We start from the raw sequence: 26,860 nt of genomic DNA, 5'->3' as shown, positions 1-26,860 counted from the left end.
TTCAGCGATGGTTCAGCTATACACCGCGAGCCCAAACAGGCCGCACGTACACACGAGTAGACAAGCGCGAAAGAGCGACGGATGCCACACCACGCGATACAAGCCCGTGAGCGCGAGCAGCCGGTCGATGAACCAGGTCAGCAAGCCGCCCGCGATAAACAGCAGCAGGATGGTCGGCACGTAGGCGTCGAGAATGGCGATATCACGCGGCATGGGGTGCTCCTTCGGGCGAGAGTTCGGGCTGGCTGAGATGGCCTAGCGGAGATTGCGGATCGAGCAACGCCGTACGAATGAAATGCAGATGACTCGACATGCGTTGCAGCCGATGCCGTTCTTCGCGAGGCTCGTGCACGGTATCGAGCAGCGCTCGCAGGTCGTCGATGGCCAGCGTGGTCGCCGATAACGCGGCATCGAAGCGTCGAGGGGTGGGGTGATCGAAGAGGCGGGCCACCTGATGCAGCGCTTGCGTGATCGACGCCGTCGTGCATGTGCCAGTGTTCGATCGGTTCAATTCGGTACGCAGATCAATCACCGCGTGGCCCACTTCAAGCACCGCGAATAACCAGCGCAATGCGTCGCGCTGCAGATCCTCCCGGCCTGCCGCGAGCGCGTCGAGCTGCGAAAGGAGATCGCGTGCTCCGCTTTCAAAACGCATCGCGAGCCGGGTCAGGCTGCCCTTGCTTGCTGTCACTACTTGCCGCCGCAATTCACGCATCAGCAGACGGCGCAGCCACGGCGCGTCGGTTGGCAGCAGCACCGCAAACGCCATAGAACAAACGAGCATGGAAACGACCAACGCGATGGCGTCGTTGATGAAGGCAGACGGATCGTACTGAATGACGTTATCCGGGCCGGCGAGAAAGCAGAAGAAGATGCAATAACCGACGCCAATGCCCATCATGCCGGGCCGCGTACTGATGAAAACGCCGAGCATCAGGAAGGGCAGGAGCACGGCCGACAACAGCAGGAAGCCATCGACGTGCGGATACAGCGCAAACACCACGATCATGCCGGCGACGGTCGCGAGCGCGGTGCCCGCCGCCATCTGGAAGGCCATTTGCGTGGGCCGCGGCGACGACGAGGCCAGTGCAATAACCGCTGCCGCGTCGAGCACCGCTGTGCCGCCGCTCGGCCACGCCGAGATGATCCAGAAGCCGCTCAAAACCAGGATCACCGCGAACGCGCGCAGTCCTGAAACACCCGCGGCGAGCAGGCTGGTCTTCGGCACATACCGCGTGATCCAGTGCTCGCGCTCGTGCGTGGGCACTGCCAGCGACGCATAAGTCAGCGTGTAGGCATGCAGGTCATCCACGAAGCGATACAGCAGTTCCGCCGCGGTATCGAATTCGAGCAGGTCGATTGTCGGATCGAGTTCACGCCGCGTCGCCCGGATGCGCTTGGGCAGCGCGGCTTTGAATGTGTCGAGTTGCGCGGCGGCGTGGGCAGCATCGGCGGCTTTCTCCACCGGCGCGCCGGCGGCGCTGAGCAAAGGCGCGACTTTGCGGAAATAGGGTTCCAAAGCGTCGACCGTCACCGCTGCGCCGTTGACCCGCAGCCGGTTCATCAACTGATGCAGCGCGTGAAAGCGTGTAGATACGCTCATGAATTCGCCGTTCAGCCGCGCGACGCGGCCGCTGCGCATGCGCGTGTCGGGATCTTCGAATACGGCCACGCTGCGCGCAGCCTCAAGGCCGACTACATCGGCGACGAACGCCGCGTTGATGCGCTCGATCTGCGAGCGTTCGATACCGCCGTCCAACGCCTTCGACACGTAGTCAACGAACGCAGTGAAACGCCGCCGCACGGTGGCGCGGACTTGTTCGCCGGCATGCCGAGGAAAGACAAGCGCGCTGACCGCGCCAGAACACAGGATGCCTAACGATACCTCGGCTACGCGGGTCATTGCTGTCAGGAAGGCCGCGTCCGCATGCTGTGCGGCCGGTATGCCAATGAGCGCGGCCGTATAACCCGACAACACGAAACCGTACGAGCGAAAATTGCGGTTACGCGCTGCGCCCGCCGTGCAAATGCCGACCCAGAGCGCCGTCGCCGTTAGAAACAGAACCGGTTGTTGCGAGAACAGGCTGATCAGCGCGAGCATCACCACGAGGCCGACGAGCGTCCCGCAGAAGCGGTAAAAACTTTTCGCCAACACCATGCCGCTTTGCGGCTGCATCACGACAAACACCGTCGTCATCGCGGTTCGGGGTTGCGGCAGATCGAGACGCATCGCGATCCACAGCGTGAGGAGCGCTGCCAGCGCCACCTTGAAGATGTGAATCCACGCGAGGCCGTCGGTGAGCGCCCAGTCCGCGAGCAGCGGGTGGGGGCGGTTCAGCGTGGAGGAGGGCGTCGACATGCTCACTCGCTCCGGGCGCCGGACGACGCGTCCTTACGCTGCGCGAACGGCCCGATATGCTTCGCGGGTTTCATCTGCGTGTCGGCGGGGCTGTCGCTGGAACTATCGATGCCGCCACCCAATGCCGCCGAGAACGTCGCATACACCGCGAGCCGTTCAGCGCGCACGCGCGCCTCTCCGTCCTGTGCGCGCAGCAATTGCGTTTGCGCGACGAGCACGTTCAGGTAGTCGGTCAAGCCGCGCTTATACCCCTCGTCAGCCAGTCGATAACTCTTCTGCGCAGCCGCAACCGAGCGGCCTGACGCGTCGAGCTGACGATCGAGCGACTTGATCCGCACGACCTGATCGGCGACATCGCGCAATGCCGCGACCAGCGTGGTGTTGTAGTGATCGACGGCCTGGTCGTATTGCGCCGATGCTGCCCCAAGTTGCGAGCGCAGCCGCCCACCTTCGAAAATAGGCAGCGTCACAGCGGGTCCCGCTGTCCAGCCGCTGCCGTTGCCGGTGAGGAACGTCAGCAGCGCGCCCCCCGCGGACATTTGAGTAAGCGACGCCATGAGGTTGATATTCGGATAAAACTGCGCCTTCGCGACATCGATACCGCGCGCCTGAGCCGCAACCGTCCAGCGCGCCGCCACCACGTCCGGGCGACGTCCGATCAGTTCAGCGGGCAAAGCTGACGGCAAGCCGAGCGGCGTTGCCAGCAACAGCACGGGACGCGTGATCGAATCGCCCGCACCCGGTCCCGCGCCGGCAAGCGCCGCGAGCTGGTTACGGGCGAGCGCGATGGCTTCATCGTAGGTCTCGACCTGGCGCTCGTAATCCGGCAACGACGCTTCCGCCTGCGCGACTTCAAGCTGCGTGCCAATCCCGCCCTGCAGCCGCCGACGCGCACGCGCCGCGATTTTCTGCTGCTGGTCGAGCGTGGATTGAGCGATGTCGCGCAACGCAAATCCCTGCGATAAACCAATGTATGCGCGTACCACGTTTGCTTCGAGTTCGAGTTGCGCGGCGCGGGCATCGGCCGCGCGAGCATGAGTGGCATCGAGCGCGCGTTCCGTCGCGTTGCCGTCGCGGCCCCAAAGGTCGAGGTTATACGACAGTTGCAGCGCGGCCGTGTTGTCCCAAGTGTTGACGTTGTTGAAAGTGCCGGGGCCGTAATAGCCGTTTTCCGGCCACTGCTGGCGGTTGATTGCCAGCGATCCGTCGACTTGAGGCGCGAGGGCGGCTTGCGCCACGCCCGCCATCGAGCGGGCTTCGCGTACGCGTGCGGCAGCCAGCGCTAGCGTTGGATTTCCGGCCTGCGCACGCGCAACCCACGCGTCGAGCTGCGGGTCGTCATAGGCGCGCCACCATGTCGACGCCGGCCACGCCGCGTCGGCGTTAGCCGCGCGCAGCGTCGCGCCGGCATCGAGCGTAGACGCGTCCTTGAGAGTATCTTCGGGACCGACGTTTTTAGTGCTCGCGCAGCCGGCTATTGTTAAAATAAATGTAAGAACCACCGGAATGATGGTCTTTCTGAACGTGCGGACTAGCAAAATTATTTCTCAAAATGGATTGAGACACAGACCAGAATTATATTTTTGCCCTGATTGACGAGTAACCGGTAAAAATGCAAAGCATTGTTACGAGTTATGAGGTAATCATCGTTGCCCATAACGCAACAATGCGGCGACAACGCGGCATCACTTGAACGAGACTCAAGGCTCATGGATACGCTTCAAAACATGCGCGTGTTTTCACGCGTTGTTGAAGCCGGCAGTTTTACCGCCGCGGCTCAGCAGCTGAACACGACCACGGCCTATGCATCGCGCGCCGTCTCCGATCTCGAAGCGCATTTACGCACTCGCTTGCTCAACCGGACCACGCGCCGCATTGCGCTGACCGAAGCTGGCGAGCGTTATCTGCAGCGCTGTGAGCAGATCCTGGCTTATGTGGATCAGGCGGAAGCTGAAGCCGGCGATGCCCACGCGCGCCCGGCTGGCAAGCTCAAGATGCACGCCATGGCGGGTATCGGCCAGCATTACATCGTCCCGATGATTTCGCGCTACCAGAAACTGCATCCGTCGGTGCAGATCGACCTGACGCTCGCGCAGCGCGTGCCCGACCTGCTGGATGAGGGCTTTGACGTGTCGATCGTCCTCGGCACTGAATTGCCCGACTCAGGACTGGTTTCCCAACGACTGGGAACTGCGTTCAGCATTGCCTGCGCATCGCCCGGCTATATTCAGGAACACGGCGTGCCGCATGTCTTGTCCGATCTGGTGCGGCATACGTGCTTGCAACTCATGACGCCTGCGTTTCCGCCAAACAAATGGACCTTTGACGGTCCGAACGGGCAAGAAACCATCAGTCTCGGACCGGCGACCTTCACGGTGAATGTGGCTGAAGCCATGGCCGTGGCAATCAGCGAAGGCATGGGCGTGGGGATATTGCCGACTTCGTCAGCGTTGCCTGCATTGCGCGCGGGGACGTTGGTGCGTGTTTTGCCGCAATACACCATGCAGATGCTCAACGTGTTTGCGCTGTATCCGTCCCGTCAGTACCTGGATGCGAAAATCCGGACCTGGGTGGAGTATTTGCGTGCTGAGTTGCCTGCCGCACTTGCCATTGATGAAAAATCGCTGCAGGAATTTGTGGCGTCGTAAGCTTATGAGCAGGAGAATGGGGTAAGCCGGTTAATGTGCTTTCATCAGTGTTTTACATTTGCCGCGATGCAACACTTGCTTACGTCTATTTCGGCCGCATCTTGATAGCTTATAGTTTGTCTTTTGGCTTCACCGATTCACTTTTACCGATTCGACAATATCCGAGGAAGTTATGAATACGCCGCTGATGATCGCCATCTACGCACTGCTGGCTCTGATCGCCGTGCCCGCTACCCGTGAATTGCTGCGTACCGCCCGCGAGAATGCGAAACGCGCGCGCCTGATCCCGATCCGTATTGACGAGCGTAAGAACCGTCAATCGCGCGATTCGTCGGATCGTTGATCAAAAAAGACCGATCTTTCGGTCTTTTGTTTTTACAGTGGCGCAGTGAGTTGCAACCCTGCGCCGGGTAAATCGTATCCGATGCCTGACGGTTCTCGTTCGCGAACCGGTATTTTTTACCCATAACGTTCCCAACGCGTTTACAGCTCGGTTAGGAAAGCGGCCGCCCGGGTGGTGTTCGCGTTCGCGTTTGTCTCACCGCCCCGGCCGCACGCTCGCGGCGTCCCCGTTCCGAAAACGCGCTTCCTGGCGATTCGTTGCCGCGGGCCGCTCAGATCTCGACCACCTTGTCCCATTTGAACAACGGATTTTCAGGCGCCCCCGTGCGTCGGTCGCGGTACCCGCGCGGATTGCAGACCACGCGCGTTCCTTCTGCGACGTAGTCAAATGCGGTGTGCGTGTGGCCATGAACCCACAGCGCAACCGGCGCGCGCACGAGCGAGGCTAGATCGCTCACAAAACCCGCCGATGCACGATCCGTCGCAAACTTCTCAGCCAGGCTCTGTTTGAGCGGTGCGTGATGCGTGACGACAATCGTCTTGCCATCGAAGGGTTTTGCCAGCTCATGTTCCAGCCACGCCCGCGCTTGCTCGTGGAGCGCCAGCGAGTCGCTGGGACTAAACGAGCGTGGCTCGTCTTCGGGCTCGGGCCATGCAACCTGGATCACTCCCCGAAAGTCGAGCATCACCCGTTCGGCTGCCGCGATGGACTCGCGCAACGCCTCATCGCTCGGGCCGAACAACGCGAAATCCGTCCACAACGTGGTGCCGAGCACGCGCCATTTGCCGTATCGGTCGGTGAGGGCGGTGTTGTTCAGGAAATGCACGTTGGGCAAGCTGCGCGCGGCATCCTGCATCGCGCTTTCGAGTGCGCCGAATTCACCGTCGTAATACTCGTGGTTGCCCGGCACATACACAACCGGTACCTCCGAACCGAAGTTTTCCGCCGCCCAGCGCAGACCTTCCGCGTGATTGTGGATGTCGCCGGCTAGCACGACGAGATCGGCCTCCGCGTACGGAATGGCGAGCGGTTCGTCGTGCTCGAGATGCAGGTCGGACAGAACGCGAATCTTCACGGCGCTTATCTCCTCAATACTATTACGACGTTACGACGCGCGCGGCGCACCCGGCGCACGCACGTCCGGCAACACCTTGGCCGGATTCATCAGGTTCTCGGGGTCGAGCGCTGTCTTGAGCGCGCGCATGAGCCGCACTTCCACCGGGGATTTGTAGTGCATTGCCTCGGCAACCTTCAATTGTCCCAACCCGTGCTCAGCGCTGATGCTGCCGCGATGCGCGTGCACGCTTTCATACACTAGCGCATTGACCGGCGCCTGGAATTCGGCGAGAAAGCTTTCGGGATCTACCCCTTCCGGCGCCTGAACGTTGTAGTGCAGATTACCGTCGCCGAGATGGCCGAAGGTCACCATGCGCACACCCGGAATGGCTTGGGCGATGAGCGCGTCGGTTGTCTCGATGAAATGGCCGATACGGGAAATAGGTACCGCGATATCGTGCTTGATATTGAGTCCTTCCGCCGCCTGCGCGAGCGGAATATGTTCGCGCAAGTTCCAGAACGCCTTCGACTGCGACAAATTCTCCGCTACGACTGCGTCCTCGACCAGGCCTTGCTCCATGGCATGCTCCATCAGCCGTTCGAGGAGCGCTCGGCCGTGCTCCTCGCTTTCGCTATCTGACAATTCGAGTAACACGGTTTGACCGTGTTTCTTGCTGAACGGATAACGCATTTGCGGGAAATGCTTGGAGACCAGATGAAGCGAAAAATCCGACATCAGCTCGAAGCCGGTCAGCAACGGACCGGCGTAACGCTGTGCGGTAGCAAGGAAATCGAGCGCGGCCTGTGGTGAAGGCAGCGCGGCGAGCGCCGTTACGCGAGCGATAGGCGCCGGATGCAGTTTCATCACAGCGGCGGTAATGATGCCGAGCGTTCCTTCCGCACCAATGTACAGGTCGCGCAGATCGTAGCCGGTGTTGTCCTTGCGCAGGCCGCGCAAACCGTCCCAGATTTCACCTTGCGGCGTCACCACTTCCAGCCCGAGGCACAACTCGCGCGTATTGCCATAGCGCAGAACGGCTGTGCCTCCGGCGTTAGTTGAAAGATTGCCGCCGATCGTGCAACTTCCCTCGGCGGCGAGGCTCAGGGCAAACAGCCGCTGTTCCTGCTCGGCGCGCGCCTGGATATCGGCGAGGATCACGCCGGCTTCCACCGTGATGGTGTTGTTGAGTGGATCAACATCGCGAATCCGGTTCAGCCTGCGCAAGCCGATAACCACCTGCGTGCCGCTGGCGTCTGGCGTTGCGCCGCCGGAGTGACCGGTGTTGCCGCCTTGCGGCACGATAGGGAAACGGAATTCGCGAGCGAGCTGCACGACTTTAGCGACCTGTTCGGTGGTGCCGGGAAGCAGCACGGCGCACGTCTGGCCGTGATAACGCTTGCGCCAGTCCGTGAGAAACGGCGCGGTGTCGTGGGCGTTGGTCAGCACATGGGCGGCGCCAATCGCTTCGATACAGGCTTCAGCAAAGTAACGTGAACGGTTGGATGCGGTCATGGGTTTCGGTAGCGGTGGCGTGGACAACAGGTGACACAGTATCGCGTAACGTCGGGTCGGGCGAACCCTGGCCTGATGGCATAGGTCTCGTTTGCGCAGGCTGTTCCGTGCTACAAATGATTGCCGTCGGGCGTTGAGTCTGGCTCTGAGGTTGTCGCAGCTGTTGCAGCCTTTGCTCGTTTCGCAGCGCGTGCAGCGCGTTTGAACGGCGCGACAAAACCAAGCGCACAGACGAAGAACGCAAGGGCGAACAGCGCTTCGAGCCAGCCAAGGCGTGCTGATAATCCGCTGTCCGTCATGCCGCGCACAATGCCTTCAGCGAAGTACAGCAGCACGAGCATCGACGCCCATTGCAGCGTGTACACGTCGCGCCGGATCGTGCCGCGCAGCGCGAACAGCAGCGGGATTGCCTTGAGCGCCAGAGCGGAGCCGCCCGGGCGCAGCGGCGCGAGCCAAAGCTCCCACGCGATCGACAACGCAATCAGCGCAATCAGGCTGAACAGCGCGCCGCGTGCAAAGCCGGGTTGGGTGCTGGCTTCGTTCATGACGGGCGTTGTGGTCATCAATCAGGCGCCGCGTTGAAGCGTGAGCGCTGTAGTGGCCAGGCGCGCGCCGAGTGCCATGGCCAATGCTTTCTCGTCGGCGGAGATGCCGCTGTCGGCCGTTTCAGCGCGGGCGAAATGGGATGCGCCATAAGGCGTGCCCCCGGTTTGCGTGGTGGTCAGCTTCGGCTCGGTGTACGGAATGCCCACTATCAGCATGCCGTGATGAAGCAAGGGCAGCATCATGGAAAGCAGGGTGGTTTCCTGCCCGCCATGCAAACTGCCCGTGGAGGTGAAGACGCTGGCGGGTTTGCCAGCGAGCGCACCGGACAACCATTGGGGCGAGGTGCCGTCGAGGAAATATTTCAGCGGGGCCGCCATGTTGCCGAATCGCGTGGGTGAGCCGAGCGCGATCCCGGCGCATTCTTCCAGGTCACGCACTTCGGCATACGGTGGGCCGTCGGCCGGGATATCCGGCTGCGTGGCTTCGCAAACGGCGGAGACAGGAGGCACGGTGCGCACGCGCGCTTGCATGCCGGGCACGCTGTCGACGCCTTGAGCAATCGCCTGGGCGAGTTCGCGGGTGGCGCCGTTGCGGCTGTAATAGAGCACGAGAATGTCGTTCATGAGCCTTTTCGGTGAACGGGTATTATAAGGATCGGGTGCGCGGGCGTGGCTTTTTGGCGTGCTTTTGCCTGGCTATTCAAGCCGCCTTGCGGATCCGTTGCAATGTTTCAAGGAGAGAGATTCTTGCTGAAGTTTCCCATCGATCTCGACACAACGAAGCGGCTTGCCGCCTTCGTCGCCCGTCGTACGGGTGAGGATCGCGTGCCGCAGGTAGCCGGTAGCCTGACATTTACCACCGTGTTGTCGCTCGTGCCGCTTGCGACGGTCGCGTTCGCGCTTTTTACCGCGTTTCCCATTTTTGCTTCGTTCCAGATGTCGTTGCAGGATTTTCTTGCCGTGCACCTGATGCCATCGCAAATCAACAGCCAGATCTTCAAGTACCTGAACCAGTTTGCATCGAAGGCAAAGGGGCTGACCACGGTCGGCATGATCATCTTGTTCGTCACGTCGGTGATGACCATGATGACTGTCGAGTCCGCGTTCAACGTGATCTGGCGCGTGCGCAAATCGCGGCCGTTCGCTCAACGCGTGCTGGTGTATTGGGCCATCATCACGCTCGGTCCCATTCTGTTCGGGGTGAGTTTGTCGATGTCGTCCTACCTGTTCGCGCAGTCCATTGCATTTGCCGGCTCCCACAACCTCCTGCCGCCGGTGGTCGAGTGGGCGCTCGCCAGCGCGACGCTGCCATTCACAATGCTGGCGTTCTCCATGCTCTATGTGTTCTTGCCGAATTGCAAAGTGGAGTGGCGTGACGCGCTGGTCGGCGGACTCGTTGCGGCTATCGCGTTCGAACTGGCGAAGCGCGGTTTTGGCTATTACGTGCGCCGTATTCCAACTTATACCGCTGTGTATGGCGCGTTCGCGGCGTTGCCCGTGTTCCTGTTATGGGTCTATTTGTGCTGGATGATCACGCTGATCGGCGCAATGCTCACGTCGGCGTTGCCGGCAATCCGGATCGGCCAGTTTCATCGAAATGATTTTCCGGGGAGCGATCTGCTCGATGCCCTCGAATTGCTCGCTCGCCTTGCGGAGGCGCGTGACGCCGGCTTGCCGGGTTACACAGGGCTCGAGCTTGCACGAATGCTGCGCTGTGACGTGGATACCTCCATGCGCCTGGTTCGCAAACTTGATTCCCTGGAATGGATTGCGCGGCTGGAGAACCTGCGGGTGCCGCGCTATGTGCTGATCGCTAATCCGCAGCAGATCACGGTGTCGAGTCTGTTCGATTTGTTCGTGATCGAGCGCGAAGAGCTGGATTATCAGTTGCGCCTCGATTCCTCGCACATTGACCGCGGCGTACTGATGAATGCGCTGAGCAACGAGAAACTTGACGTCACGCTGGCTACGTTGCTGGCGGCGCGCGCAGCTTCTCGTCAGGAAGGCGCTCGTGCGGCGCAAGAGGTGACGTCCATGCCGCATCAAACCGCCTGAAGCGCCTCGCGTCCCGAAGTGCGCTAAAGCGAAATCCTGCCCACGCAAATATCCTTGAACATGACCCAGTCGCCCATCAAGCTGTAGAGCGGATGGCGAAACGTGGCCGGGCGGTTTTTCTCAAAGAAGAAATGGCCGACCCAAGCGAAGCCGTAGCCGCAAATCACGGCAGCGGGAAGCCAGAGCCAGTCGCCCGTGGCGATAGCCATTGCAAGGCAGCCAATCACGCCCAGCGAACCAATGAAGTGCAGCCGGCGCGACACCACATTGCGGTGCTCTTCGAGGTAGTAAGGATAGAACTCGGCGAAGCTCGCGAAGTGATCGGAATGCGCGGTTTGGGCCATGACAGTCTCCTTCGAGCAGGTTGCAGCATTCGCTCTGCAAGAATCATTCTCCGGCGATTGAGGCCGCTGCGCAACTGCGTTTCCTTGTGGCCCGGAATAGTTGGAGACCCCCTCCTATCCGGCTAATGGCGGATCGGGGAGAGGGCGTGTAAGCTCGATTCATAGGTTTAGTGCATGAGCCGAGTTCACGAGCTGCAAAGTGATCTGTCACCTAAGCCGGTTGTGTCGCAAAACTGAATAACGCGGCGAGGGTCGCATCGGGTTGTTCACTCATCAGTGCGTGTCCGGCGTCCAGCATGACTGTTTCAACGGAGACATCCGCTTGCTTCATCGCGTCGAGCAGCGCCCGGCTGGCGCGGGGCGGCGTCATGGCATCGAGGCGGCCGGCAATGACCTGTACCGGGCAACGTAGCGCCGCTGCCCGTTCAAGTCCCTCTGCATAGGCGTTGCAGGCACTGAAATCGGTATGGAAGAGGTGGGGCTCGCCGAGTGCGGACACGCGCTCCATCAGGCGCTGGTTGGCGCCATGCAGCCAGAAGCCCGGCGCGGGGCACGACGGTTTTGCGGCGATCGACGAGTGCGACCACTGGTTGACCATGTCGATGGCCTCCGGTTCGCGATTAAGCGCGGCATCGAGAAGCGCGTCGGACACGGTCATCGGAAAGGCGGTGGCGAGCAGCGCAAGACGGGTGACGCGAGACGGATAACGTGCGGCGCAATCGAGCGCAATCAGCGAACCCATGCTGTGGCCAATCAGCATTGCCTGCTTGACCTTGGCGGCGTCCAGTAGCGCGACGAGCCAGTCCGCGAGCGCTGCGATGCTTCGCCGAGCCGGGCCCGCGCTGCGGCTGTGACCGGGAAGGTCGACGGCGAGCACGTTCAGGCCGTGATGGGCAAAGTACCGTGTCTGCAGTGCCCAGACGCTGTGATCGTGCTTGGCTCCATGCACGAACACGGCCACCGGACGGTCCGGCTCGAACGCGTGGCCGCCGGTGTAGGCGTAGGCCGATGCGCCCTCGACTTCGAGCATCATGTGCGGCTCCCGTCGCGGCTCGCGGCGGCACTTGATGAAGCCTTCTGCGATGCCTTGAGGCCGCGTTTGAGGTCATCTATTAGATCGTCGGGATCCTCCAGGCCAATCGACAGCCGGATACGTCCCGGTGCAATTCCCGCTGCGGCGAGGGCAGCGGCGTCCATGCGGAAATGCGTGGTCGAAGCAGGGTGAATGACGAGCGAGCGTGCGTCACCCACGTTGGCAAGATGGGAGAACAGCGTCAACGCTTCAATGAAGCGCCGCGCCGCCGCCACGTCGCCACGCAGGTCGAAGCTGAACACGGCGCCCGCGCCACGCGGCAGCAGGCGTTTGGCGAGCGCGTAGTCGCGATGGCTTTCGAGTTCCGGATAAGCCACGCCTTCCACGGCAGGGTGAGCGAGCAGGAATTCAACCACCTTTCGGGTGTTGGAGACGTGCCGGTCCATCCGCAACGGCAAGGTTTCGATGCCCTGCAAGAGTTGCCATGCAGCTTGCGGATGCAGGCAGGCTCCGAAGTCGCGCAACCCCTCGCGACGGGCGCGCAGCAGGAACGGCGCGACGGTGCTTTCTTCGGCGAAGACCATGCCGTGAAACCCATCGTAGGGCTCGGTGAACTCGGGGAAAAGATCGGTAGCTGTGAAGTCGAACGTGCCGCCGTCCACCAGCACGCCGCCAATCGTCGTGCCGTGGCCGCCCAGGAACTTGGTCGCCGAGTGGTAGACGATGTCGGCGCCATGGTCAAACGGACGGAGCAAATAGGGCGTGGTGAAGGTCGAATCCACCAGTAGCGGTACGTGGTTCGAATGCGCGATCTCTGCGATGGTCTCGATGTCGAGAACATCGAGACCGGGGTTCCCCAGCGTTTCGCCGAACAGCAGACGCGTGTTGGGCCGGATGGCTGCCCGCCAGGCGTCGGCATCGTGCGGCGGGACGAAGGTTGTGTCTATGCCGAAGCGCCGCATCGTGTAATGCAGCAGGTTGTGCGAGCCGCCGTACAGCGCACTCGAAGCAACCACGTGCGACCCCGCGCCCATCAGCGTAGCAATCGCCAGATGCAGCGCCGCCTGTCCGCTGGCGGTGCCGATCGCGCCCACGCCGCCTTCCAGCGCGGCTACGCGCTCCTCGAATACGGCGACGGTCGGGTTCGAAATGCGCGAATAGACGTGTCCTGATCGCTCCATATTGAAGAGCGACGCAGCGTGATCGGTGTCGCGAAACGAGAACGACGTAGTCTGGTAGATCGGCGTGGCGCGGGCGCCGGTGGTAGGGTCGGGCGCAGCGCCGGCGTGCAGCACGAGCGTGTCGAAGCGGTTGGCGGGCATCGTGGGCGGGCTACCATGGGGAAAAGAGTCATTTATCGTAACATCGGGTGTGGCTCGGCAAACTTGGGGTAGACGCCAGCGTCGGCGTTTGCACCATGCGACACCCTGCAGCGCAAGGACAGTGTTGGCGCCGCATGCACCGACCCGGGCGCCGACCCGGTGCAAAAGCCCGCCCGGCGTGCTTTTGCAGACAAAACACGGGGTTCTTGCGTGCTTTCTTTTTAACTGTCTTTCCGCTAGGATCGACAGATATTCAGGCTTTTCGCGAGGAGACAATCATGCGAGTCAGCGACATTTTGAACGTCAAGGGCAACGCGCTCTTCACGGTTACACCCGATACGCCGCTGCACGAAGCAATCAACACAATGGCGTCACACGACATTGGTTCACTCGTGGTGATCGAATACGGCGATCTCGCCGGCATGCTGACGTTCCGCGAGATTATCCTCACGCTGAGCGAGAACGGCGGCAGCGTAGGCACATCCACTATCCGTAAGGTCATGGATGACCATCCCATCACGTGTACGCCGGAAACGGACGTGAACGAGGTGCGCCGCATGATGCTGGAGCATCACGTTCGTTACCTGCCGGTCATGGAAAAGAATGTGCTGATGGGCGTGATTTCTTTTTACGACGTGGCCAAGGCCGTGGTGGAAGAGCAGGGTTTCGAGAACAAGATGCTTAAGGCCTACATCCGCGACTGGCCTGAGCAGCAGGAAGAAGCGCGTTGATCGAGGCGTCGCGCGATTAGCACGATTGACAGGGCGCCACGAGTTACACCGCCCCGGTCGAAGCGCATTACAACGTCACGCACAAAATGCGCGCCCGAGCGGCGCGCATTTTTTTCGTCCCTTGGGGTCCTTTGCGCCCCTTAACGGTAACGGGTCCAGCCAACGCGGTTTCGCCTTTTTTGCCTTTTCGCCTGTCAACGCCAAGCTCAACAGACCAACTCTCTCTCAGCTACCAAATCCAATAATCCATGAGCGAAACATCCGCATCACCTCGCGCGAAAAAGGCCGGCGCCCAACATGGCGACGGTCAGTTCCGCCTGTTGCGCGAACGTCGTTTCGCGCCGTTCTTCTGGACGCAATTTCTCGGCGCGCTCAACGACAACGTCTTCAAGGTCGGTTTTACGTCGCTGGTCACGTTTCAGGCCGCTCGCTTTTCGGGTGTCGATCCGAAAACCGCCGCTTTCCTGATCTCCGCCATTTTCATCATCCCTTTCGTGCTTTTTTCCGCGACATCAGGCCAGGTCGCCGATAAATACGATAAGGCCACGCTCACGCGCTTCGTGAAGACGTTCGAAATAGTGGTGATGTTGATCGGCGGCGCGGGTTTCATGTTGCACAGCGCGCCGCTGCTTTACGTCTGCACGTTCCTTATGGGTGTCCATTCGACCGTGTTCGGACCGGTGAAATACGCGTATTTGCCGCAGCATCTCCAGCCGTCGGAACTGGTTGGCGGCAATGGCCTGGTCGAAATGGGGACGTTCGTGGCCATCCTGATCGGGACGATCATCGGCGGGGCGGCGGCCGGGTTGACCGAGCACGGCGCCATGTTGCTCGCGGCGTGTTGCGTGACGGTTGCGCTGATTGGCCGCGTTGCTTCGGGCTTCGTGCCGAAAACGGCGGCGCTGCAGCCCGATCTCAAGATCAACTGGAACCCGTTCAGTGAGACGTGGCGCAACCTCGCGCTCGCGCGCCAGGACCGCACCGTATTCCTGAGCCTGCTCGGGATCTCGTGGCTGTGGTTCGTCGGTGCGACGTTTCTCACGTCGTTCTTCAACTTCGCGAAGGACGTCCTGTCGGCTAACCCCGATGTGGTGACCGTGCTGCTCGGCACGTTTTCGATTGGTATCGGCATGGGTTCGCTGATGTGTGAAAAGCTCTCGAAACGCCGTGTCGAGATCGGACTTGTGCCGCTCGGGTCGATCGGCATCAGCATTTTTGCCATCGATCTGTTTTTTGCCAGCCATGGCATCGCGCCGGCCGGCCATCTGATGGGCGTCGGCGAATTTCTTCAACTGGGCGTGCACTGGCGCATCCTGGCCGATCTGTTCCTGCTCGCCATGTTCGGCGGCTTCTACAGCGTGCCGCTTTACGCGCTGATCCAGTCGCGCAGCCAGCCGACGCATCGCGCGCGCATCATCGCCGCGAACAACATCCTTAACTCGTTTTTCATGATTGTTTCGGCGTTGATGGCGGTCGGCCTGACGTCGGCGGGCGTCGGCATTCCCGGGCTGTTTCTCACCACGGCGTTGCTGAATATCGTGGTGGCAGCTTATATCTATTCGCTTGTGCCCGAGTTCCTGCTGCGTTTTCTCGCGTGGATTCTCGTGCATACGTTCTACCGGATCAGGCTCGTGAACGCCGAGCGCATTCCCGAGCACGGGGCCGCCGTGCTGGTGTGCAATCACGTGAGTTTCGTCGATGCCATCGTGATCATGTCGGAAAGTCCGCGGCCGATTCGCTTTGTGATGGATCACCGGATTTTCCGCTCGCCGCTGGTCGGCTGGCTGTTCCGGCACGTCAAGGCCATTCCGATCGCGCCTGCTCACGAGGATGCAAAACTGCTGGAAAAGGCCTACGACGCCTGCGGCCGCGCGCTCGCGGACGGCGATCTGGTGTGCATCTTCCCGGAAGGTAAGCTCACCCGGACCGGCGATATCAACCCGTTCCGCCATGGCATCAGCGAGATTCTGAAGCGCCATTCGGCCCCTGTTGTGCCCATTGCTTTACGCGGCTTGTGGGGCAGCGTTTTTTCGCGTCACGACGACAACCGCTGGCCGCGTCCGATTCATCGCGGCGTAATGAGCCGCCTGACGCTCGCGGTAGGTGAGCCAATTGACCCAGCCGATGCCACGCCTGAACACTTGCAAGAGGTGGTCGCGACGCTGCGAGGCGCCCGCAAGTAGGCGCACAAGGAGCGCTCGCGTAGCCCGGAGCCTTTCTCAAGCGGCGCTTTTGCCAACGAAAGGCCTTCGCACAACGGGTTTCGAGCGTGGGCGCATCACCCGTCGGCTGGCATAATATTGGCTCTTTCGCTTTTTTCAGGACGACGCTCATGTCCGGCAATACACTCGGCACGCTTTTCACCGTCACGAACTTCGGCGAGTCGCACGGTCCCGCGATCGGCTGCGTGATCGACGGCTGTCCGCCGGGTATGGAACTATCCGAAGCCGATATCCAGATCGAACTGGATCGACGCAAACCGGGCACCTCGCGGCATGTGACGCAGCGTCAGGAAGCCGATCAGGTCGAGATCCTGTCGGGTGTGTTCGAAGGTAAAACGACCGGTACGCCTATCGCGTTGCTGATCCGGAATACGGATCAGCGCAGCAAGGATTACGGCAATATCGTCGAGACGTTCCGTCCCGGGCACGCCGATTACACCTACTGGCAGAAGTACGGCATTCGCGACTATCGCGGGGGCGGACGGTCATCAGCGCGGCTGACGGCGCCGACCGTCGCGGCCGGCGCGGTAGCGAAGAAATGGCTGCGTGAGCGCATGGGCATCGAAACGCGCGGGTTCATGAGCGCGCTTGGCGAGATCGCGATTCCGTTCGTTGCGTGGGAACATGTGCGCGAAAACCCGTTTTTCGCGCCGAATGAGGAAATCGTGCCGCGCCTCGAGGAATACATGGACGCGCTGCGTAAGGACGGCGATTCGATCGGCGCGCGCATTGGCGTAATGGCGACGGGTGTGCCGGCCGGCCTGGGTGAGCCTCTTTATGACCGCCTCGACGCCGATATCGCGAAGGCGATGATGGGCATCAATGCGGTGAAAGGCGTTGAAATTGGCGCGGGTTTCGCCAGCGTGGCGCAACGAGGCTCGGTTCATGGCGACGAAATGACGCCTGCAGGGTTTGCCGCGAACAACGCTGGCGGCGTGTTGGGCGGTATATCGAGCGGCCAGGACATTACTGTATCCATCGCGATCAAACCGACGTCGAGCATTCGCACGCCACGTGAGTCCATCGATAAAGCCGGTCATTCCGCGACGGTGGAAACCTTCGGCCGCCATGATCCGTGCGTGGGTATCCGGGCGACGCCGATCGCCGAAGCGCTGCTCGCGCTCGTGCTGATCGATCACGCGTTGCGGCATCGTGCGCAGAATGGCGACGTGGTGACAACTACGCCTCATATTGCTGCGCATATCCCCAAATAAAATAGCGCCGGTTCTGAACATAAAGAACCGGCGCTATTTTCTTAAAGCCTCAAATCCGAACGATCACATGTTCGGATAATTCGGCCCACCGCCGCCTTCCGGCGGTACCCACACAATATTCTGCGTCGGGTCTTTAATATCGCAAGTCTTGCAGTGCACGCAGTTCTGCGCGTTGATCTGCAGGCGCTCGCTGCCATCGTCGTTCTTCACGAACTCATACACTTGCGCCGGGCAATATCGTCCTTCGGGTCCGGCATAGGTTCTTAAATTCACATCCACCGGCACTGACGCATCCTTCAGCGTCAAATGCGCCGGCTGGTTTTCCTCGTGATTCGTATTCGATATGAACACCGACGCCAGCCGGTCGAACGTCAGCTTGCCATCCGGCTTCGGATACACAATCGGCTTGCATTGCGACGCGGGTTTAAGCGTTTCGTTATCGGCGTGTTGATGATGCAGCGTCCACGGAACATTGCCGCCCAGGAGCTTTTGCTCGAGCCCGACCATGAACGTACCCAGGTACAAGCCCTTGCTCATCCACTGCTTGAAATTGCGCGCACGATATAGCTCGGTCTTGAGCCACGAGCTATCAAACGCTTCGGGGTACGCGCTCAGTTCATCGGCTTGACGCCCGGCTTGCACGGCGTCGAACGCGGCCTCGGCGGCCATCTTGCCGGACTTGATCGCGGCATGACTGCCCTTGATCCGCGATGCATTCAGGAACCCGGCGTCGTCGCCGGCCAGCGCTCCGCCCGGGAACACCAGCTTCGGCAGCGACATCAGGCCACCGGCCGTAATCGCCCGTGCGCCGTACGAAATGCGCTTGCCGCCTTCGAGGAATGTGCGGATAGCCGGATGTGTCTTGTAACGCTGGAATTCCTCGAACGGCGAGAGATACGGATTCGAATACCCCAGCCCGACGACAAAGCCGACCATCACCTGGTTATCGTCCATGTGATAGAGGAACGAGCCGCCGTAGGTATCGGTTTCCAGCGGCCAGCCGGCCGTGTGAATCACCAGTCCCGGCTTGTGTTTCGACGGATCGATCTGCCACAGCTCCTTGATGCCGAGGCCGTAGACTTGCGGGTCGGCGTCTCGGTTGAGCTTGAATTTATCCATGAGCTGGCGGCCCAGGTTGCCCCGTGCGCCTTCGCAGAACAGCGTGTACTTCGCGTGCAGTTCCATGCCGAGCTGGAAGTTGCCGGTCGGCTCGCCGTCCTTGCCCACGCCCATGTTGCCCGTCGCCACGCCGCGCACAGCGCCGTCTTCTGTGTAAAGCACTTCAGCCGCTGGAAAGCCCGGGAAGATCTCGACGCCCAGCGCTTCAGCCTGTTGCCCCAGCCAGCGCGTGACGTTCGCCAAGCTCACGACATAGTTGCCGTGGTTCTTGAAGTTGTCGGGAAGCAGCCAGTTGGGTACTTGCTTGGCACTGTCCTTCGACAAAAACAGGAAGCGATCCTCGGTGACTTCCACATCGAGCGGCGCGCCCTGGGTCTTCCAGTCGGGGAGCAATTCGCTCAAGCCGCGCGGGTCCATCACGGCGCCCGAGAGGATGTGCGCACCGATCTCGGAGCCTTTCTCCAGCACGCAGACGCCCAGTTCAACGCCCTTTTCCTGCGCGAGCTGCTTCAGGCGGATTGCCGCCGATAGTCCCGCTGGACCGCCGCCCACGATTACGACGTCGTACTCCATGGATTCACGGGGACCGTACTGCTCGATGAGACTCGCCGGGGTCATCCAATGCTCCTGTCTAACGTTAGAATGCTTTTTTCGGGGATCGCGTATTGTCAGGGAACCCTTCGCAGGGTGCAACCGACCTTCCTGTAATTAGCACGACCGTATTATTTCACGATAGCATATCGGCTGTCTCGATTCGACGCTGATTCGGCGCGAACGGCAACAAGTCCGTTCGATCCCGGGCATCTCAATCGCTTTCAACCAAGGAAAAACAATGGGCCGTTCGATCAACCTGGAAGGCAAATGCGCGCTGATCACCGGCGCCTCCAGCGGACTTGGCAAGCGCTTTGCGCAAGTGCTGTCGCAGGCGGGCGCGCGGGTCGTGCTCGCGAGCCGACGCACCGAGCGCCTGAAAGAACTGCGCGCCGAGATTGAGGCTTCCGGCGGCGCGGCGCATGTCGTGTCGCTCGACGTCACTGATATCCAAAGCATCAAGTCGGCCGTCGCTCACGCGGAGACGGAGGCTGGCACGATCGACATTCTCGTGAACAATTCGGGGGTGTCCACCCAGCAAAAGCTGACTGACGTGACGCCGTCGGACTTCGACTTTGTGTTCGATACCAACACGCGCGGCGCGTTTTTTGTCGCGCAGGAAGTGGCCAAACGGATGATCATGCGCGGCAACGGCACGGTCAAGCCGGGTTACCGGATCATCAACATTGCGTCCATGGCGGGGCTCAAGACGTTGCCACAAATCGGCATTTACTCCATGAGCAAGGCCGCCGTCATTCATATGACAAAGGCGATGGCGCAGGAATGGGGCCGTCACGGCATCAATGTGAACGCCATTTGCCCGGGTTATATCGATACCGAACTCAATCACCATCACTGGAAAAGCGAGGCGGGTCAAAAACTGCTGGCCATGCTGCCGCGTCGCCGGGTGGGTACTCCTGAAGACCTGGATGGCTTGCTGCTGCTGCTTGCCGCCGACGAATCGCAGTTCATCAACGGCTCGGTGATTGCGGCCGACGACGGGTTTGCCCTATGAGCCAGGTTCTCGATCAGGCGAGCCCGACGACGCTGGCACCCAGTGGTTTTCATCGCGTCATTGATCTGTCCATGCCGCTGCGATGGGGCGACATGGACGCATTCGGCCATGTGAACAACACGGTGTACTTCCGTTTCATGGAGGAAGTGCGTATCTCGTGGTTCCGGCAACTGGCCATTTCGGGTGCCAACGTTGAAGGGCAGGGACCAGTAATCGTGAATGCGTCGATGGAATTCCTGAGGCAGCTCCACTATCCCGGCGATGTAATCGGCAGCATGTTCGTGGGGCCACCCGGTCGCAGTAGTTTCGACACGCGTTTCGAGCTCTATCGTGCCGACGATCCCGCCACGCTCTATGCCCGGGGCACGGCGAAATGCGTGTGGATTGACTATGCGGCGGCGAAATCGGTGCAGATTCCCGACCTCCTGCGCCATGCCATTGAAACGGCTGGCGTGAGCATCCAAACCGGCGCCTAGTCTCCCAGCAGGCGCTGCAGCAGCTCGGTCGCGTTCCCCGTGTCGTATTTGCGCATGAGTTTCGAACGATAGATATCCACGGTCCGGGGGCTGATATCCAGCGCGCGGCCGATCTGCTTGCTGGTCTTGCCAGTGACAAGCTGTGCGGCAATTTCACGTTCACGCGGCGTCAGTTCGATGGCAACCCGCCGCGTCGCGCTTAAGTCCTCGAAAGTCCAGACACCGGCGGCGTGAGGCGCGCTCAGATCGAGCGAGCGGCCGGTCACGTGGCACCAGAACAATTCGCCATTCGCGCGTTTCATGATGCGGTCGTCGGCGTAACTGCCCTGGCGCTGCATCAGCGCGGCTATGCGCTCGCCAATCCGTTCGAACTCCACCGGTGACGGATACAGCACCTGGAACGATTGGCCCAGCAAGGCCTCCTGCGCAACGCCGAAAATCGCGCAGAGCTGCGCATTGCAGTCTTCGATGATCCGGTCTCGTGACAACACCAGTCCGACTGGCGCAAGATGAAACGCTGTTTGGTAATCCAGTTGACGCATTTGGCTCGCACGTGTCGGGTTTAACCCGCGTTTAACTATTTCATCGCCGCGCAGTACGGCAATTACTTATGTATTTTTGCGTATTGTGCCGGATCGATCCGGCGTCGTACTCTTTTGCCACGTCAGAAAGTCGTCTCGCGCCTTGCAAACCGGTCGCGTGGACGTCTCAAATAAACGGATTTCATCCAGATCAGGAAGGGACAAACAGATGAACAAGGTCTATCCCAGCGCGAAAGAGGCGCTCGATGGCATCGTGAAGGACGGGCAGACGTTTGCCGTGGGCGGTTTTGGTCTGTGCGGCATTCCCGAGGCGCTGATCGCGGCACTGCGCGATACGGGCGTCCAGGGCATTACCTGCATCAGCAACAACGCGGGCGTTGACGGTTTTGGACTCGGGCTGCTGCTCGAAACCCGTCAGGTCAAGAAGATGATCTCGTCGTACGTCGGCGAAAACAAGGAGTTCGAGCGCCAGTATCTGGCCGGCGAACTCGAGCTTGAATTCACGCCGCAAGGCACGTTGGCCGAAAAGCTGCGCGCGGGCGGCTCGGGCATTCCGGCATTCTTCACCAACACGGGTTATGGCACGGTGATCGCGGACGGCAAGGAAACGCGTCAATTCGGCGACAACCACTACGTGCTGGAACATTCGCTCACCGCTGACGTGGCGCTCGTGAAGGCGTGGAAAGCCGATAAATCAGGCAATTTAATTTATCGTCGCACGGCTCGCAACTTCAACCCGATGTGCGCCATGGCTGGCAAGATCACCGTGGTCGAAGTGGAGGAAATCGTGGAAACGGGCGCACTCGACCCCGACGCCATTCACACGCCGGGCATCTTCGTGCAGCGCATCGTGCTGAACGCACATCCGGAAAAACGCATTGAACAACGCGTCGTGCGCGCGAAAGGAGACTGATCATGGCATGGGACCGGAACCAGATGGCCGCGCGGGCGGGCAAGGAATTGCAGGACGGTTTTTACGTGAATCTGGGCATTGGCTTGCCCACGCTGGTGGCGAACTTCGTGCCGGAAGGCATGGAAGTGTGGCTGCAATCGGAGAATGGCTTGCTCGGCATCGGGCCGTCGCCGACGGAAGAAGAAGTCGACGCTGACCTGATCAATGCCGGCAAGCAGACGGTGACCACGCTGCCAGGATCGTCGATATTTTCGTCGGCGGATTCGTTCGCGATGATTCGCGGCGGTCACGTGAACCTGGCTATCCTCGGCGCCATGCAGATCAGCAAGACGGGTGACCTGGCGAACTGGATGATCCCCGGCAAGATGATCAAGGGCATGGGCGGCGCTATGGACCTGGTCGCGGGCGTGAAGCGCGTGATCGTGTTGATGGAGCACGTGGCGAAGGGCGACCAGCATAAGATTCTCGACGCGTGCACGTTGCCGCTGACCGGCGTGGGCGTGGTCGACCGGATCATTACGGATCTTGGCGTGATCGATGTAACCGACGCAGGACTGAAACTCGTCGAATTGGCGCCGGGCGTCAGCGTGGAAGAGATCCAGCAGAAAACCGGTGCGCCGTTGGATGTGAGTGGCGTGAAATAAGGATTTTTCTGCATCGGCGCCGGTTTGTTTTCCGGCAGAAACGAACCGTTCTGACGTGAGTCGGAGCGGTTTTTTATTTTTGGCTGGCGGCGCTCGCGAGAGGCAGGGCGGGTTGTGAAGGGCTTGCGGTTGGTGTTTTGAGACCGCATATAGTGTCTTTGTTCAGACCGTTCGGCTAACGTTGCGGCGCGGTGCCAAAGCGTAGCCGGCAAAGCGTTTACAATCAATTTCAGTTGAGTTGCTTGTACGCCGCAGCGCCATCGCACCGAGGAAAAATTTATGTCCGTATCTATCGTCGAAGCTGCGCCTTCATTTGTTCCTACGCCACGCCAACGCCACGTTCAGTGCATCAGTCCGTCGGGGCTGCATCGCATGGCTTATACCGAATGGGGTGATCCGGCGAACCCGCGCGTGCTTGTGTGCGTACATGGGTTGACGCGCTCCGGCCGGGATTTCGACGAGGTGGCGAAGGCGTTCGCTAGCGAGTATCGGGTGGTGTGTCCGGACGTAGCCGGGCGAGGGTTATCGGACTGGCTGGTCGATCCTAAGCATTACGGGGTGCCGCAGTACGTATGTGACATGGTTGCGCTCATTGCACGGCTGAACGTGGAAACGGTGGACTGGTTCGGGACGTCCATGGGCGGACTGATCGGCCTTGGACTTGCTGGCTTGCCGAATTCGCCCATCCGGAAAATGCTGCTCAACGACGTCGGGCCGCATATTGAACCGGTGGCGCTTGAGCGTATCGGTACTTATCTTGGCCGCGGCGAGACTTTCAACACCCTGCAGGAAGGTATCGACAACGCGGCGCAGCTTGCTGCGTCGTTCGGGCCACTGACGGCCGATGAATGGCGCGCGATCAACACGCCGTTGATGCAGGAACGCGATGGCCGCTGGGGGTATAGGTACGACCCGAAGATCGCGGTCCCATTTGCCTCGGCAGACACAAATGCAGCCTCGCTCGGCGAGGCGATCCTGTGGCGTTCGCTCGCGGCAATCCAGCATCCGGTGCTGGTCGTTCGGGGTGAGCATTCGGACTTGCTGTCGCGGGAGACCGTCGAAAAAATGGTCGCTAGCGGGCAGGCCGTGACTGCGAAGGAGATCGCGGGCGTGGGTCACGCGCCGGCATTTCTGGCATGTGATCAGATCGAGATCGCCTACCGGTTCTTCCTCGATGCTGAAACGTCCGAGGCATAATATTGAGCTTCGTACGGTATTTTTGACTATTCACTATCAGGAACACTCATGGCAGTCACTCGTCTCCACGTCGGCGCGCGCCTTTCCGAAGCCGCGATCCACAACGGCACCATTTATCTTGCCGGCCAGATTGCCGAAGACACCGACCAGGACATCACGGGCCAGACCCGCGAAGTGCTCGGCCATATCGACCGTTTGCTGTCGGAAGCCGGCAGCGACAAGACACAGCTCTTGTCGGTCCAGATCTATCTCTCCGACATGGCCAATTTCGCCGCCATGAACGCAGCGTGGGACATGTGGGTTCCGGAAGGCAATGCGCCGCCGCGCGCTACCGTGGAATCGAAGCTTGCCAATCCGGCATGCCTCGTTGAAGTGGTGGTCGTGGCTGCTGCGCGCAGCTAAGCCGGGAATATTTCGAGCACCAGATTAATCCGTATGCCTGATACCGCCATTTCTCCCGCGCTGATACCCGAGCCGTCCTTCGACGACGCGCTCGCGTTCGTGCGCGAACACGCGGGAGACGCGCGGTTGACCAGCGGGGAATTGCTGGTCGAGCACGCTGCCGGCACGGCGCGGATCATGCAAACGTTGAACGTTGATCCCGCGGCTATCGTGGCGGCGGCGCTGTTTGCAATTGCGCCGCATATCGACGACCCCGAGCGTGTTATCAGCGAGCGTTTCGGCATGGAAGTGCAAGGCCTCGTCGCAGACGTCCGCAAGCTGTGGCGGCTGGGTTCGGTCAGTTCACGGGCCACGCAGGCAAAGTTGCCGGAAACGGGCCGTGACGCGCAAGCGGCGCGCCGTGCCCAGGTCGAAGCGCTACGCAAGATGCTGCTCGCGTTCGCGCAGGACATCCGCGTGGTGTTGATCCGGCTGGCGTCGCGACTGCAGTCATTGCGTTACTACGCGGCGAACAAGCTCGAGCCTTCGCCCGACGTGCCGCGTGAAACACTCGAGATCTACGCGCCGCTCGCGAACCGGCTGGGCATCTGGCAATTGAAGTGGGAACTGGAGGACCTCGCGTTTCGCTTCGAGGAACCGCCCACCTACAAGCGCATCGCCAAGTTGCTCGACGAAAAGCGTGTCGAGCGCGAAGCGTATGTGACTGAAGCTATCGCACGCTTGCAGAAGGAACTGGCCACCGCGAATATCCGGGCGGAAGTGAGCGGCCGGCCGAAGCACATCTACAGCATCTGGAAAAAGATGCGCGGCAAGGAACTGGATTTTTCCGAGCTGAATGACGTGCGGGCGTTTCGCGTGATTGTCGACGACATCAAGGATTGCTACACCGTGCTCGGTATCGTTCACAACCTGTGGCAGCCGGTGCCGCGGGAGTTCGACGACTACATTTCACGGCCAAAAGCGAACGGGTACCGGTCGCTGCATACCGTCGTGGTAGGCGACGACGGGCGAGCATTTGAAGTCCAGATCCGCACGCAGGAAATGCACGGCTTCGCCGAATACGGCGTAGCAGCCCACTGGCGCTACAAGGAAGCCGGTACGCGCGCGTACGGCGGCCAAGTGACGGCCAGCGACAAATACGACGAAAAGATTGCGTGGTTGCGCCAACTGCTGGCGTGGAAAGAAGACGTATCCGAGGGCGATCAACCCGGTGCGCAGCCTTGGCAGCATTTGCGCGAGGCCACGCTCGACGACGACCACATCTACGTGCTCACGCCGCAGGCACGCGTGATCGCCATGCCGCAAGGCTCGACCGCCGTCGACTTCGCGTATCACTTGCACAGCGAGCTTGGGCATCGCTGCCGTGGCGCTCGCGTCGACGGGGCCATGGTGCCGCTCAACACGCCGCTGCAGAACGGCCAGACGGTCGAGATCGTGGCGGTGAAGGAGGGCGGGCCGTCGCGCGACTGGCTCAATCCGTTGCTTGGCTATTTGCATAGCTCGCGGGCTCGGCAAAAGGTGCGCGCGTGGTTCAACGCGGTCGACTCCGAGGAAAACATCGCGAACGGGCGCGCAATCGTTGAAAAGACGCTGCAGCGTGAGGGCAAGACGTCCGTCAACCTCGATCAGCTGGCATCGAAGCTAGGTTTCAAGACGCCTGAAGATCTGTACGCGGTCGTCGCCAAGGAAGAGTTCAGCCTGCGCAACATCGAGCAGGCGCTGCACGACACGCCGCCACCGGAACCCGCGCCCGAAGCGCCAGCGCAGTTCGAGAAGCGCAGCAGCGGGCAAAGCGTGGCGCAGGGTGCTTCTACTGGCGTGCTCGTCGTCGGCGTGGACGCGTTGCTGACGCAACTGGCCCGGTGTTGCCGTCCGGCTCCGCCGGACCGTATCTCGGGCTTCGTGACGCGTGGCAAGGGCATGTCGATTCACCGTAGCGACTGCGTGACGTTCGAGCGGATGGCGGAGCGTTCGCCTGAACGTGTGCTTGAAACAGCGTGGTCCGCCGACGTAATGAGCGGGCGCGGATCGTCGGTGTATCCGGTTGATCTCGCCGTGGAATCGAACGATCGGCAAGGCTTGCTGCGCGACATCTCCGAAGTTTTCGCGCGCGAGAAAATGAACGTGACCGGCGTGAAGACGCAGAGCCGGCGCAACGTCGCGTACATGCAATTTACTGTTGAGGTGTCGAGTGCCGCGCAAATTCAGCGTGCGTGTTCGTTGCTGAGTGAAGTGCAGGGCGTGGTGCGCGCGTCGCGACGGGCCTGAGGCGGTGCGCAGGAAGAAAAATGCATGCCCGCTCGTGCGTTTGGTGCGTTGGCTTGATACGTCGATAACGCGTTGAATTTGAAGCGCATTGTTGATGCTTCTTAAACGTATCGACGAATATCTGCAGCGTCATCGCATGAAAACACTTGCCAAGATTCAAAACGCTCCATATAATTTCGCTTCTTCAGGCTCGTAGCTCAGCTGGTTAGAGCACCACCTTGACATGGTGGGGGTCGTTGGTTCGAGTCCAATCGAGCCTACCAACGAAAGTGGAAATCCGGTTCACGCTGGATTTTCAAAACTGCAGC

General features: G+C 60.7%; 25 protein-coding genes and 1 tRNA gene. 14 read left to right on the top strand and 12 right to left on the bottom strand.

The genetic code is table 11. The annotated features are described in order from the left end of the window. Window positions 1-12: 12 nt before the first annotated feature. Genes SBC1_RS10715 through SBC1_RS10705 form a run of 3 tightly spaced genes read right to left on the bottom strand, consistent with a single transcriptional unit; the run spans window position 13 to window position 3,861 of the window. Window positions 13-213, bottom strand: a complete 201-nt coding sequence (locus SBC1_RS10715; RefSeq protein ID WP_165091955.1) for a DUF1656 domain-containing protein — start codon at window positions 211-213, stop codon at window positions 13-15. Next, window positions 203-2,359: an FUSC family protein gene (locus SBC1_RS10710; protein WP_165091953.1), complete on the bottom strand. Its 2,157-nt coding sequence runs from the start codon at window positions 2,357-2,359 to the stop codon at window positions 203-205. Before SBC1_RS10710 ends, SBC1_RS10715 begins: the two co-directional genes overlap by 11 nt. Before the next feature lie 2 nt (window positions 2,360-2,361). After that, the gene (locus SBC1_RS10705; protein WP_241201927.1) at window positions 2,362-3,861 is read right to left on the bottom strand and encodes an efflux transporter outer membrane subunit; all 1,500 of its coding nucleotides are present in this window, start codon (window positions 3,859-3,861) and stop codon (window positions 2,362-2,364) included. Between the two features lie 207 nt (window positions 3,862-4,068). On the opposite strand from SBC1_RS10705, the gene SBC1_RS10700 reads away from it, so the two are divergent. Beyond that, window positions 4,069-5,007, top strand: coding sequence for a LysR family transcriptional regulator (locus tag SBC1_RS10700; protein WP_165091948.1), 939 nt, complete (start codon window positions 4,069-4,071; stop codon window positions 5,005-5,007). Window positions 5,008-5,179: 172 nt separating this feature from the next. Then, complete coding sequence (locus SBC1_RS10695) at window positions 5,180-5,350, top strand: hypothetical protein (protein WP_158934310.1); 171 nt, start codon at window positions 5,180-5,182, stop codon at window positions 5,348-5,350. Between the two features lie 271 nt (window positions 5,351-5,621). Here the strand turns inward: SBC1_RS10695 and SBC1_RS10690 are convergent, their stop codons facing one another. The 4 genes from SBC1_RS10690 to wrbA all read right to left on the bottom strand — a co-directional run bounded on the left by SBC1_RS10690 (window position 5,622) and on the right by wrbA (window position 9,088). Continuing rightward, window positions 5,622-6,425: a metallophosphoesterase gene (locus SBC1_RS10690; RefSeq protein ID WP_165091946.1), complete on the bottom strand. Its 804-nt coding sequence runs from the start codon at window positions 6,423-6,425 to the stop codon at window positions 5,622-5,624. Between the two features lie 30 nt (window positions 6,426-6,455). Then, entirely contained in the window at window positions 6,456-7,919 is a 1,464-nt protein-coding gene (locus tag SBC1_RS10685) for an FAD-binding oxidoreductase (RefSeq protein WP_165091944.1), read from the bottom strand. Window positions 7,920-8,029: 110 nt separating this feature from the next. Beyond that, window positions 8,030-8,482: a DUF2069 domain-containing protein gene (locus SBC1_RS10680; protein WP_370469557.1), complete on the bottom strand. Its 453-nt coding sequence runs from the start codon at window positions 8,480-8,482 to the stop codon at window positions 8,030-8,032. Between the two features lie 3 nt (window positions 8,483-8,485). Continuing rightward, the gene (gene wrbA / locus SBC1_RS10675) at window positions 8,486-9,088 is read right to left on the bottom strand and encodes an NAD(P)H:quinone oxidoreductase (RefSeq protein WP_165091942.1); all 603 of its coding nucleotides are present in this window, start codon (window positions 9,086-9,088) and stop codon (window positions 8,486-8,488) included. 102 nt (window positions 9,089-9,190) lie between these two features. On the opposite strand from wrbA, the gene SBC1_RS10670 reads away from it, so the two are divergent. Further along, the gene (locus tag SBC1_RS10670; RefSeq protein ID WP_165091940.1) at window positions 9,191-10,519 is read left to right on the top strand and encodes a YihY family inner membrane protein; all 1,329 of its coding nucleotides are present in this window, start codon (window positions 9,191-9,193) and stop codon (window positions 10,517-10,519) included. Between the two features lie 23 nt (window positions 10,520-10,542). On the opposite strand, the gene SBC1_RS10665 is transcribed toward SBC1_RS10670, so the two are convergent. From SBC1_RS10665 to SBC1_RS10655, 3 genes are all read right to left on the bottom strand, one after another. Further along, window positions 10,543-10,863 (bottom strand): Mpo1-like protein, encoded by a 321-nt coding sequence (locus tag SBC1_RS10665; protein WP_165091938.1) that lies wholly within the window; start codon window positions 10,861-10,863, stop codon window positions 10,543-10,545. A 211-nt stretch (window positions 10,864-11,074) separates the two neighbouring features. Continuing rightward, window positions 11,075-11,896 (bottom strand): alpha/beta fold hydrolase, encoded by an 822-nt coding sequence (locus SBC1_RS10660; protein ID WP_165091936.1) that lies wholly within the window; start codon window positions 11,894-11,896, stop codon window positions 11,075-11,077. Then, window positions 11,893-13,218, bottom strand: coding sequence for an O-acetylhomoserine aminocarboxypropyltransferase (locus tag SBC1_RS10655; RefSeq protein WP_165091934.1), 1,326 nt, complete (start codon window positions 13,216-13,218; stop codon window positions 11,893-11,895). Before SBC1_RS10655 ends, SBC1_RS10660 begins: the two co-directional genes overlap by 4 nt. Window positions 13,219-13,496: 278 nt before the next feature. Here SBC1_RS10655 and SBC1_RS10650 point away from each other — a divergent pair, with 278 nt between their 5' ends. From SBC1_RS10650 to aroC, 3 genes are all read left to right on the top strand, one after another. Further along, a complete protein-coding gene (locus tag SBC1_RS10650) occupies window positions 13,497-13,949 on the top strand; it encodes a CBS domain-containing protein (RefSeq protein WP_031359018.1) in 453 nt (150 codons plus the stop codon). Between the two features lie 248 nt (window positions 13,950-14,197). Beyond that, a complete protein-coding gene (locus SBC1_RS10645; protein ID WP_165091932.1) occupies window positions 14,198-16,132 on the top strand; it encodes an MFS transporter in 1,935 nt (644 codons plus the stop codon). Between the two features lie 149 nt (window positions 16,133-16,281). Next, on the top strand, window positions 16,282-17,385 hold the full coding sequence (gene aroC, locus SBC1_RS10640; protein WP_165091930.1) for a chorismate synthase: 1,104 nt from the start codon (window positions 16,282-16,284) through the stop codon (window positions 17,383-17,385). A 63-nt stretch (window positions 17,386-17,448) separates the two neighbouring features. Here the strand turns inward: aroC and SBC1_RS10635 are convergent, their stop codons facing one another. Next, window positions 17,449-19,122 carry an electron transfer flavoprotein-ubiquinone oxidoreductase gene (locus tag SBC1_RS10635; protein ID WP_165091928.1) on the bottom strand — a complete coding sequence of 558 codons (1,674 nt, stop codon included), beginning with the start codon at window positions 19,120-19,122 and terminating at the stop codon, window positions 17,449-17,451. Window positions 19,123-19,336: 214 nt separating this feature from the next. Between SBC1_RS10635 and SBC1_RS10630 the strand changes: the two genes are divergently transcribed. Together SBC1_RS10630 and SBC1_RS10625 are read left to right on the top strand one after the other, a co-directional pair. Continuing rightward, window positions 19,337-20,110: an SDR family oxidoreductase gene (locus SBC1_RS10630; RefSeq protein WP_165091925.1), complete on the top strand. Its 774-nt coding sequence runs from the start codon at window positions 19,337-19,339 to the stop codon at window positions 20,108-20,110. Beyond that, window positions 20,107-20,586 (top strand): thioesterase family protein, encoded by a 480-nt coding sequence (locus tag SBC1_RS10625; protein WP_165091923.1) that lies wholly within the window; start codon window positions 20,107-20,109, stop codon window positions 20,584-20,586. The genes SBC1_RS10630 and SBC1_RS10625 overlap by 4 nt, the downstream gene beginning before the upstream one ends. Here SBC1_RS10625 and SBC1_RS10620 read toward each other — a convergent pair. Continuing rightward, window positions 20,583-21,128 carry a LuxR C-terminal-related transcriptional regulator gene (locus SBC1_RS10620; RefSeq protein ID WP_165091921.1) on the bottom strand — a complete coding sequence of 182 codons (546 nt, stop codon included), beginning with the start codon at window positions 21,126-21,128 and terminating at the stop codon, window positions 20,583-20,585. The two genes, SBC1_RS10625 and SBC1_RS10620, sit on opposite strands and share 4 nt — an antisense overlap. A 208-nt stretch (window positions 21,129-21,336) precedes the next feature. Here SBC1_RS10620 and SBC1_RS10615 point away from each other — a divergent pair, with 208 nt between their 5' ends. The 6 genes from SBC1_RS10615 (at window position 21,337) to SBC1_RS10590 (ending at window position 26,815) form a co-directional block, all read left to right on the top strand. Then, the gene (locus tag SBC1_RS10615) at window positions 21,337-22,041 is read left to right on the top strand and encodes a CoA transferase subunit A (RefSeq protein ID WP_097263986.1); all 705 of its coding nucleotides are present in this window, start codon (window positions 21,337-21,339) and stop codon (window positions 22,039-22,041) included. A gap of 2 nt (window positions 22,042-22,043) precedes the next feature. Then, entirely contained in the window at window positions 22,044-22,685 is a 642-nt protein-coding gene (locus SBC1_RS10610; RefSeq protein WP_165091916.1) for a CoA transferase subunit B, read from the top strand. A gap of 279 nt (window positions 22,686-22,964) precedes the next feature. Further along, entirely contained in the window at window positions 22,965-23,882 is a 918-nt protein-coding gene (locus tag SBC1_RS10605; RefSeq protein WP_165091914.1) for an alpha/beta fold hydrolase, read from the top strand. Window positions 23,883-23,930: 48 nt separating this feature from the next. Next, window positions 23,931-24,284: a RidA family protein gene (locus tag SBC1_RS10600; protein WP_165091912.1), complete on the top strand. Its 354-nt coding sequence runs from the start codon at window positions 23,931-23,933 to the stop codon at window positions 24,282-24,284. A 33-nt stretch (window positions 24,285-24,317) separates the two neighbouring features. After that, window positions 24,318-26,552 (top strand): bifunctional (p)ppGpp synthetase/guanosine-3',5'-bis(diphosphate) 3'-pyrophosphohydrolase, encoded by a 2,235-nt coding sequence (locus tag SBC1_RS10595; RefSeq protein WP_165091909.1) that lies wholly within the window; start codon window positions 24,318-24,320, stop codon window positions 26,550-26,552. Between the two features lie 186 nt (window positions 26,553-26,738). Then, a tRNA-Val gene (locus SBC1_RS10590) sits at window positions 26,739-26,815 on the top strand. Window positions 26,816-26,860: the final 45 nt, after the last annotated feature.

Origin of the sequence: Caballeronia sp. SBC1, from assembly GCF_011493005.1 — a bacterium.
Classification (GTDB): domain Bacteria; phylum Pseudomonadota; class Gammaproteobacteria; order Burkholderiales; family Burkholderiaceae; genus Caballeronia.
The sequence above is the reverse complement of the archived record's forward strand: the minus strand, read 5'-3'. Positions and strand labels throughout refer to the sequence as shown.

Coding starts and splice junctions, on each gene's coding strand:
- SBC1_RS10695 (WP_158934310.1), top strand. CDS start 5,180: ATGAATACGCCGCTGATGATCGCCATCTACGCACTGCTGGCTCTGATC.
- SBC1_RS10710 (WP_165091953.1), bottom strand. CDS start 2,359: ATGTCGACGCCCTCCTCCACGCTGAACCGCCCCCACCCGCTGCTCGCG.
- SBC1_RS10685 (WP_165091944.1), bottom strand. CDS start 7,919: ATGACCGCATCCAACCGTTCACGTTACTTTGCTGAAGCCTGTATCGAA.
- wrbA (WP_165091942.1), bottom strand. CDS start 9,088: ATGAACGACATTCTCGTGCTCTATTACAGCCGCAACGGCGCCACCCGC.
- SBC1_RS10665 (WP_165091938.1), bottom strand. CDS start 10,863: ATGGCCCAAACCGCGCATTCCGATCACTTCGCGAGCTTCGCCGAGTTC.
- SBC1_RS10615 (WP_097263986.1), top strand. CDS start 21,337: ATGAACAAGGTCTATCCCAGCGCGAAAGAGGCGCTCGATGGCATCGTG.
- SBC1_RS10630 (WP_165091925.1), top strand. CDS start 19,337: ATGGGCCGTTCGATCAACCTGGAAGGCAAATGCGCGCTGATCACCGGC.
- SBC1_RS10600 (WP_165091912.1), top strand. CDS start 23,931: ATGGCAGTCACTCGTCTCCACGTCGGCGCGCGCCTTTCCGAAGCCGCG.
- SBC1_RS10655 (WP_165091934.1), bottom strand. CDS start 13,218: ATGCCCGCCAACCGCTTCGACACGCTCGTGCTGCACGCCGGCGCTGCG.
- SBC1_RS10650 (WP_031359018.1), top strand. CDS start 13,497: ATGCGAGTCAGCGACATTTTGAACGTCAAGGGCAACGCGCTCTTCACG.
- SBC1_RS10700 (WP_165091948.1), top strand. CDS start 4,069: ATGGATACGCTTCAAAACATGCGCGTGTTTTCACGCGTTGTTGAAGCC.
- SBC1_RS10595 (WP_165091909.1), top strand. CDS start 24,318: ATGCCTGATACCGCCATTTCTCCCGCGCTGATACCCGAGCCGTCCTTC.
- SBC1_RS10645 (WP_165091932.1), top strand. CDS start 14,198: ATGAGCGAAACATCCGCATCACCTCGCGCGAAAAAGGCCGGCGCCCAA.
- SBC1_RS10605 (WP_165091914.1), top strand. CDS start 22,965: ATGTCCGTATCTATCGTCGAAGCTGCGCCTTCATTTGTTCCTACGCCA.
- SBC1_RS10660 (WP_165091936.1), bottom strand. CDS start 11,896: ATGATGCTCGAAGTCGAGGGCGCATCGGCCTACGCCTACACCGGCGGC.
- SBC1_RS10670 (WP_165091940.1), top strand. CDS start 9,191: ATGTTTCAAGGAGAGAGATTCTTGCTGAAGTTTCCCATCGATCTCGAC.
- SBC1_RS10715 (WP_165091955.1), bottom strand. CDS start 213: ATGCCGCGTGATATCGCCATTCTCGACGCCTACGTGCCGACCATCCTG.
- SBC1_RS10680 (WP_370469557.1), bottom strand. CDS start 8,482: ATGACCACAACGCCCGTCATGAACGAAGCCAGCACCCAACCCGGCTTT.
- aroC (WP_165091930.1), top strand. CDS start 16,282: ATGTCCGGCAATACACTCGGCACGCTTTTCACCGTCACGAACTTCGGC.
- SBC1_RS10625 (WP_165091923.1), top strand. CDS start 20,107: ATGAGCCAGGTTCTCGATCAGGCGAGCCCGACGACGCTGGCACCCAGT.
- SBC1_RS10635 (WP_165091928.1), bottom strand. CDS start 19,122: ATGACCCCGGCGAGTCTCATCGAGCAGTACGGTCCCCGTGAATCCATG.
- SBC1_RS10610 (WP_165091916.1), top strand. CDS start 22,044: ATGGCATGGGACCGGAACCAGATGGCCGCGCGGGCGGGCAAGGAATTG.
- SBC1_RS10620 (WP_165091921.1), bottom strand. CDS start 21,128: ATGCGTCAACTGGATTACCAAACAGCGTTTCATCTTGCGCCAGTCGGA.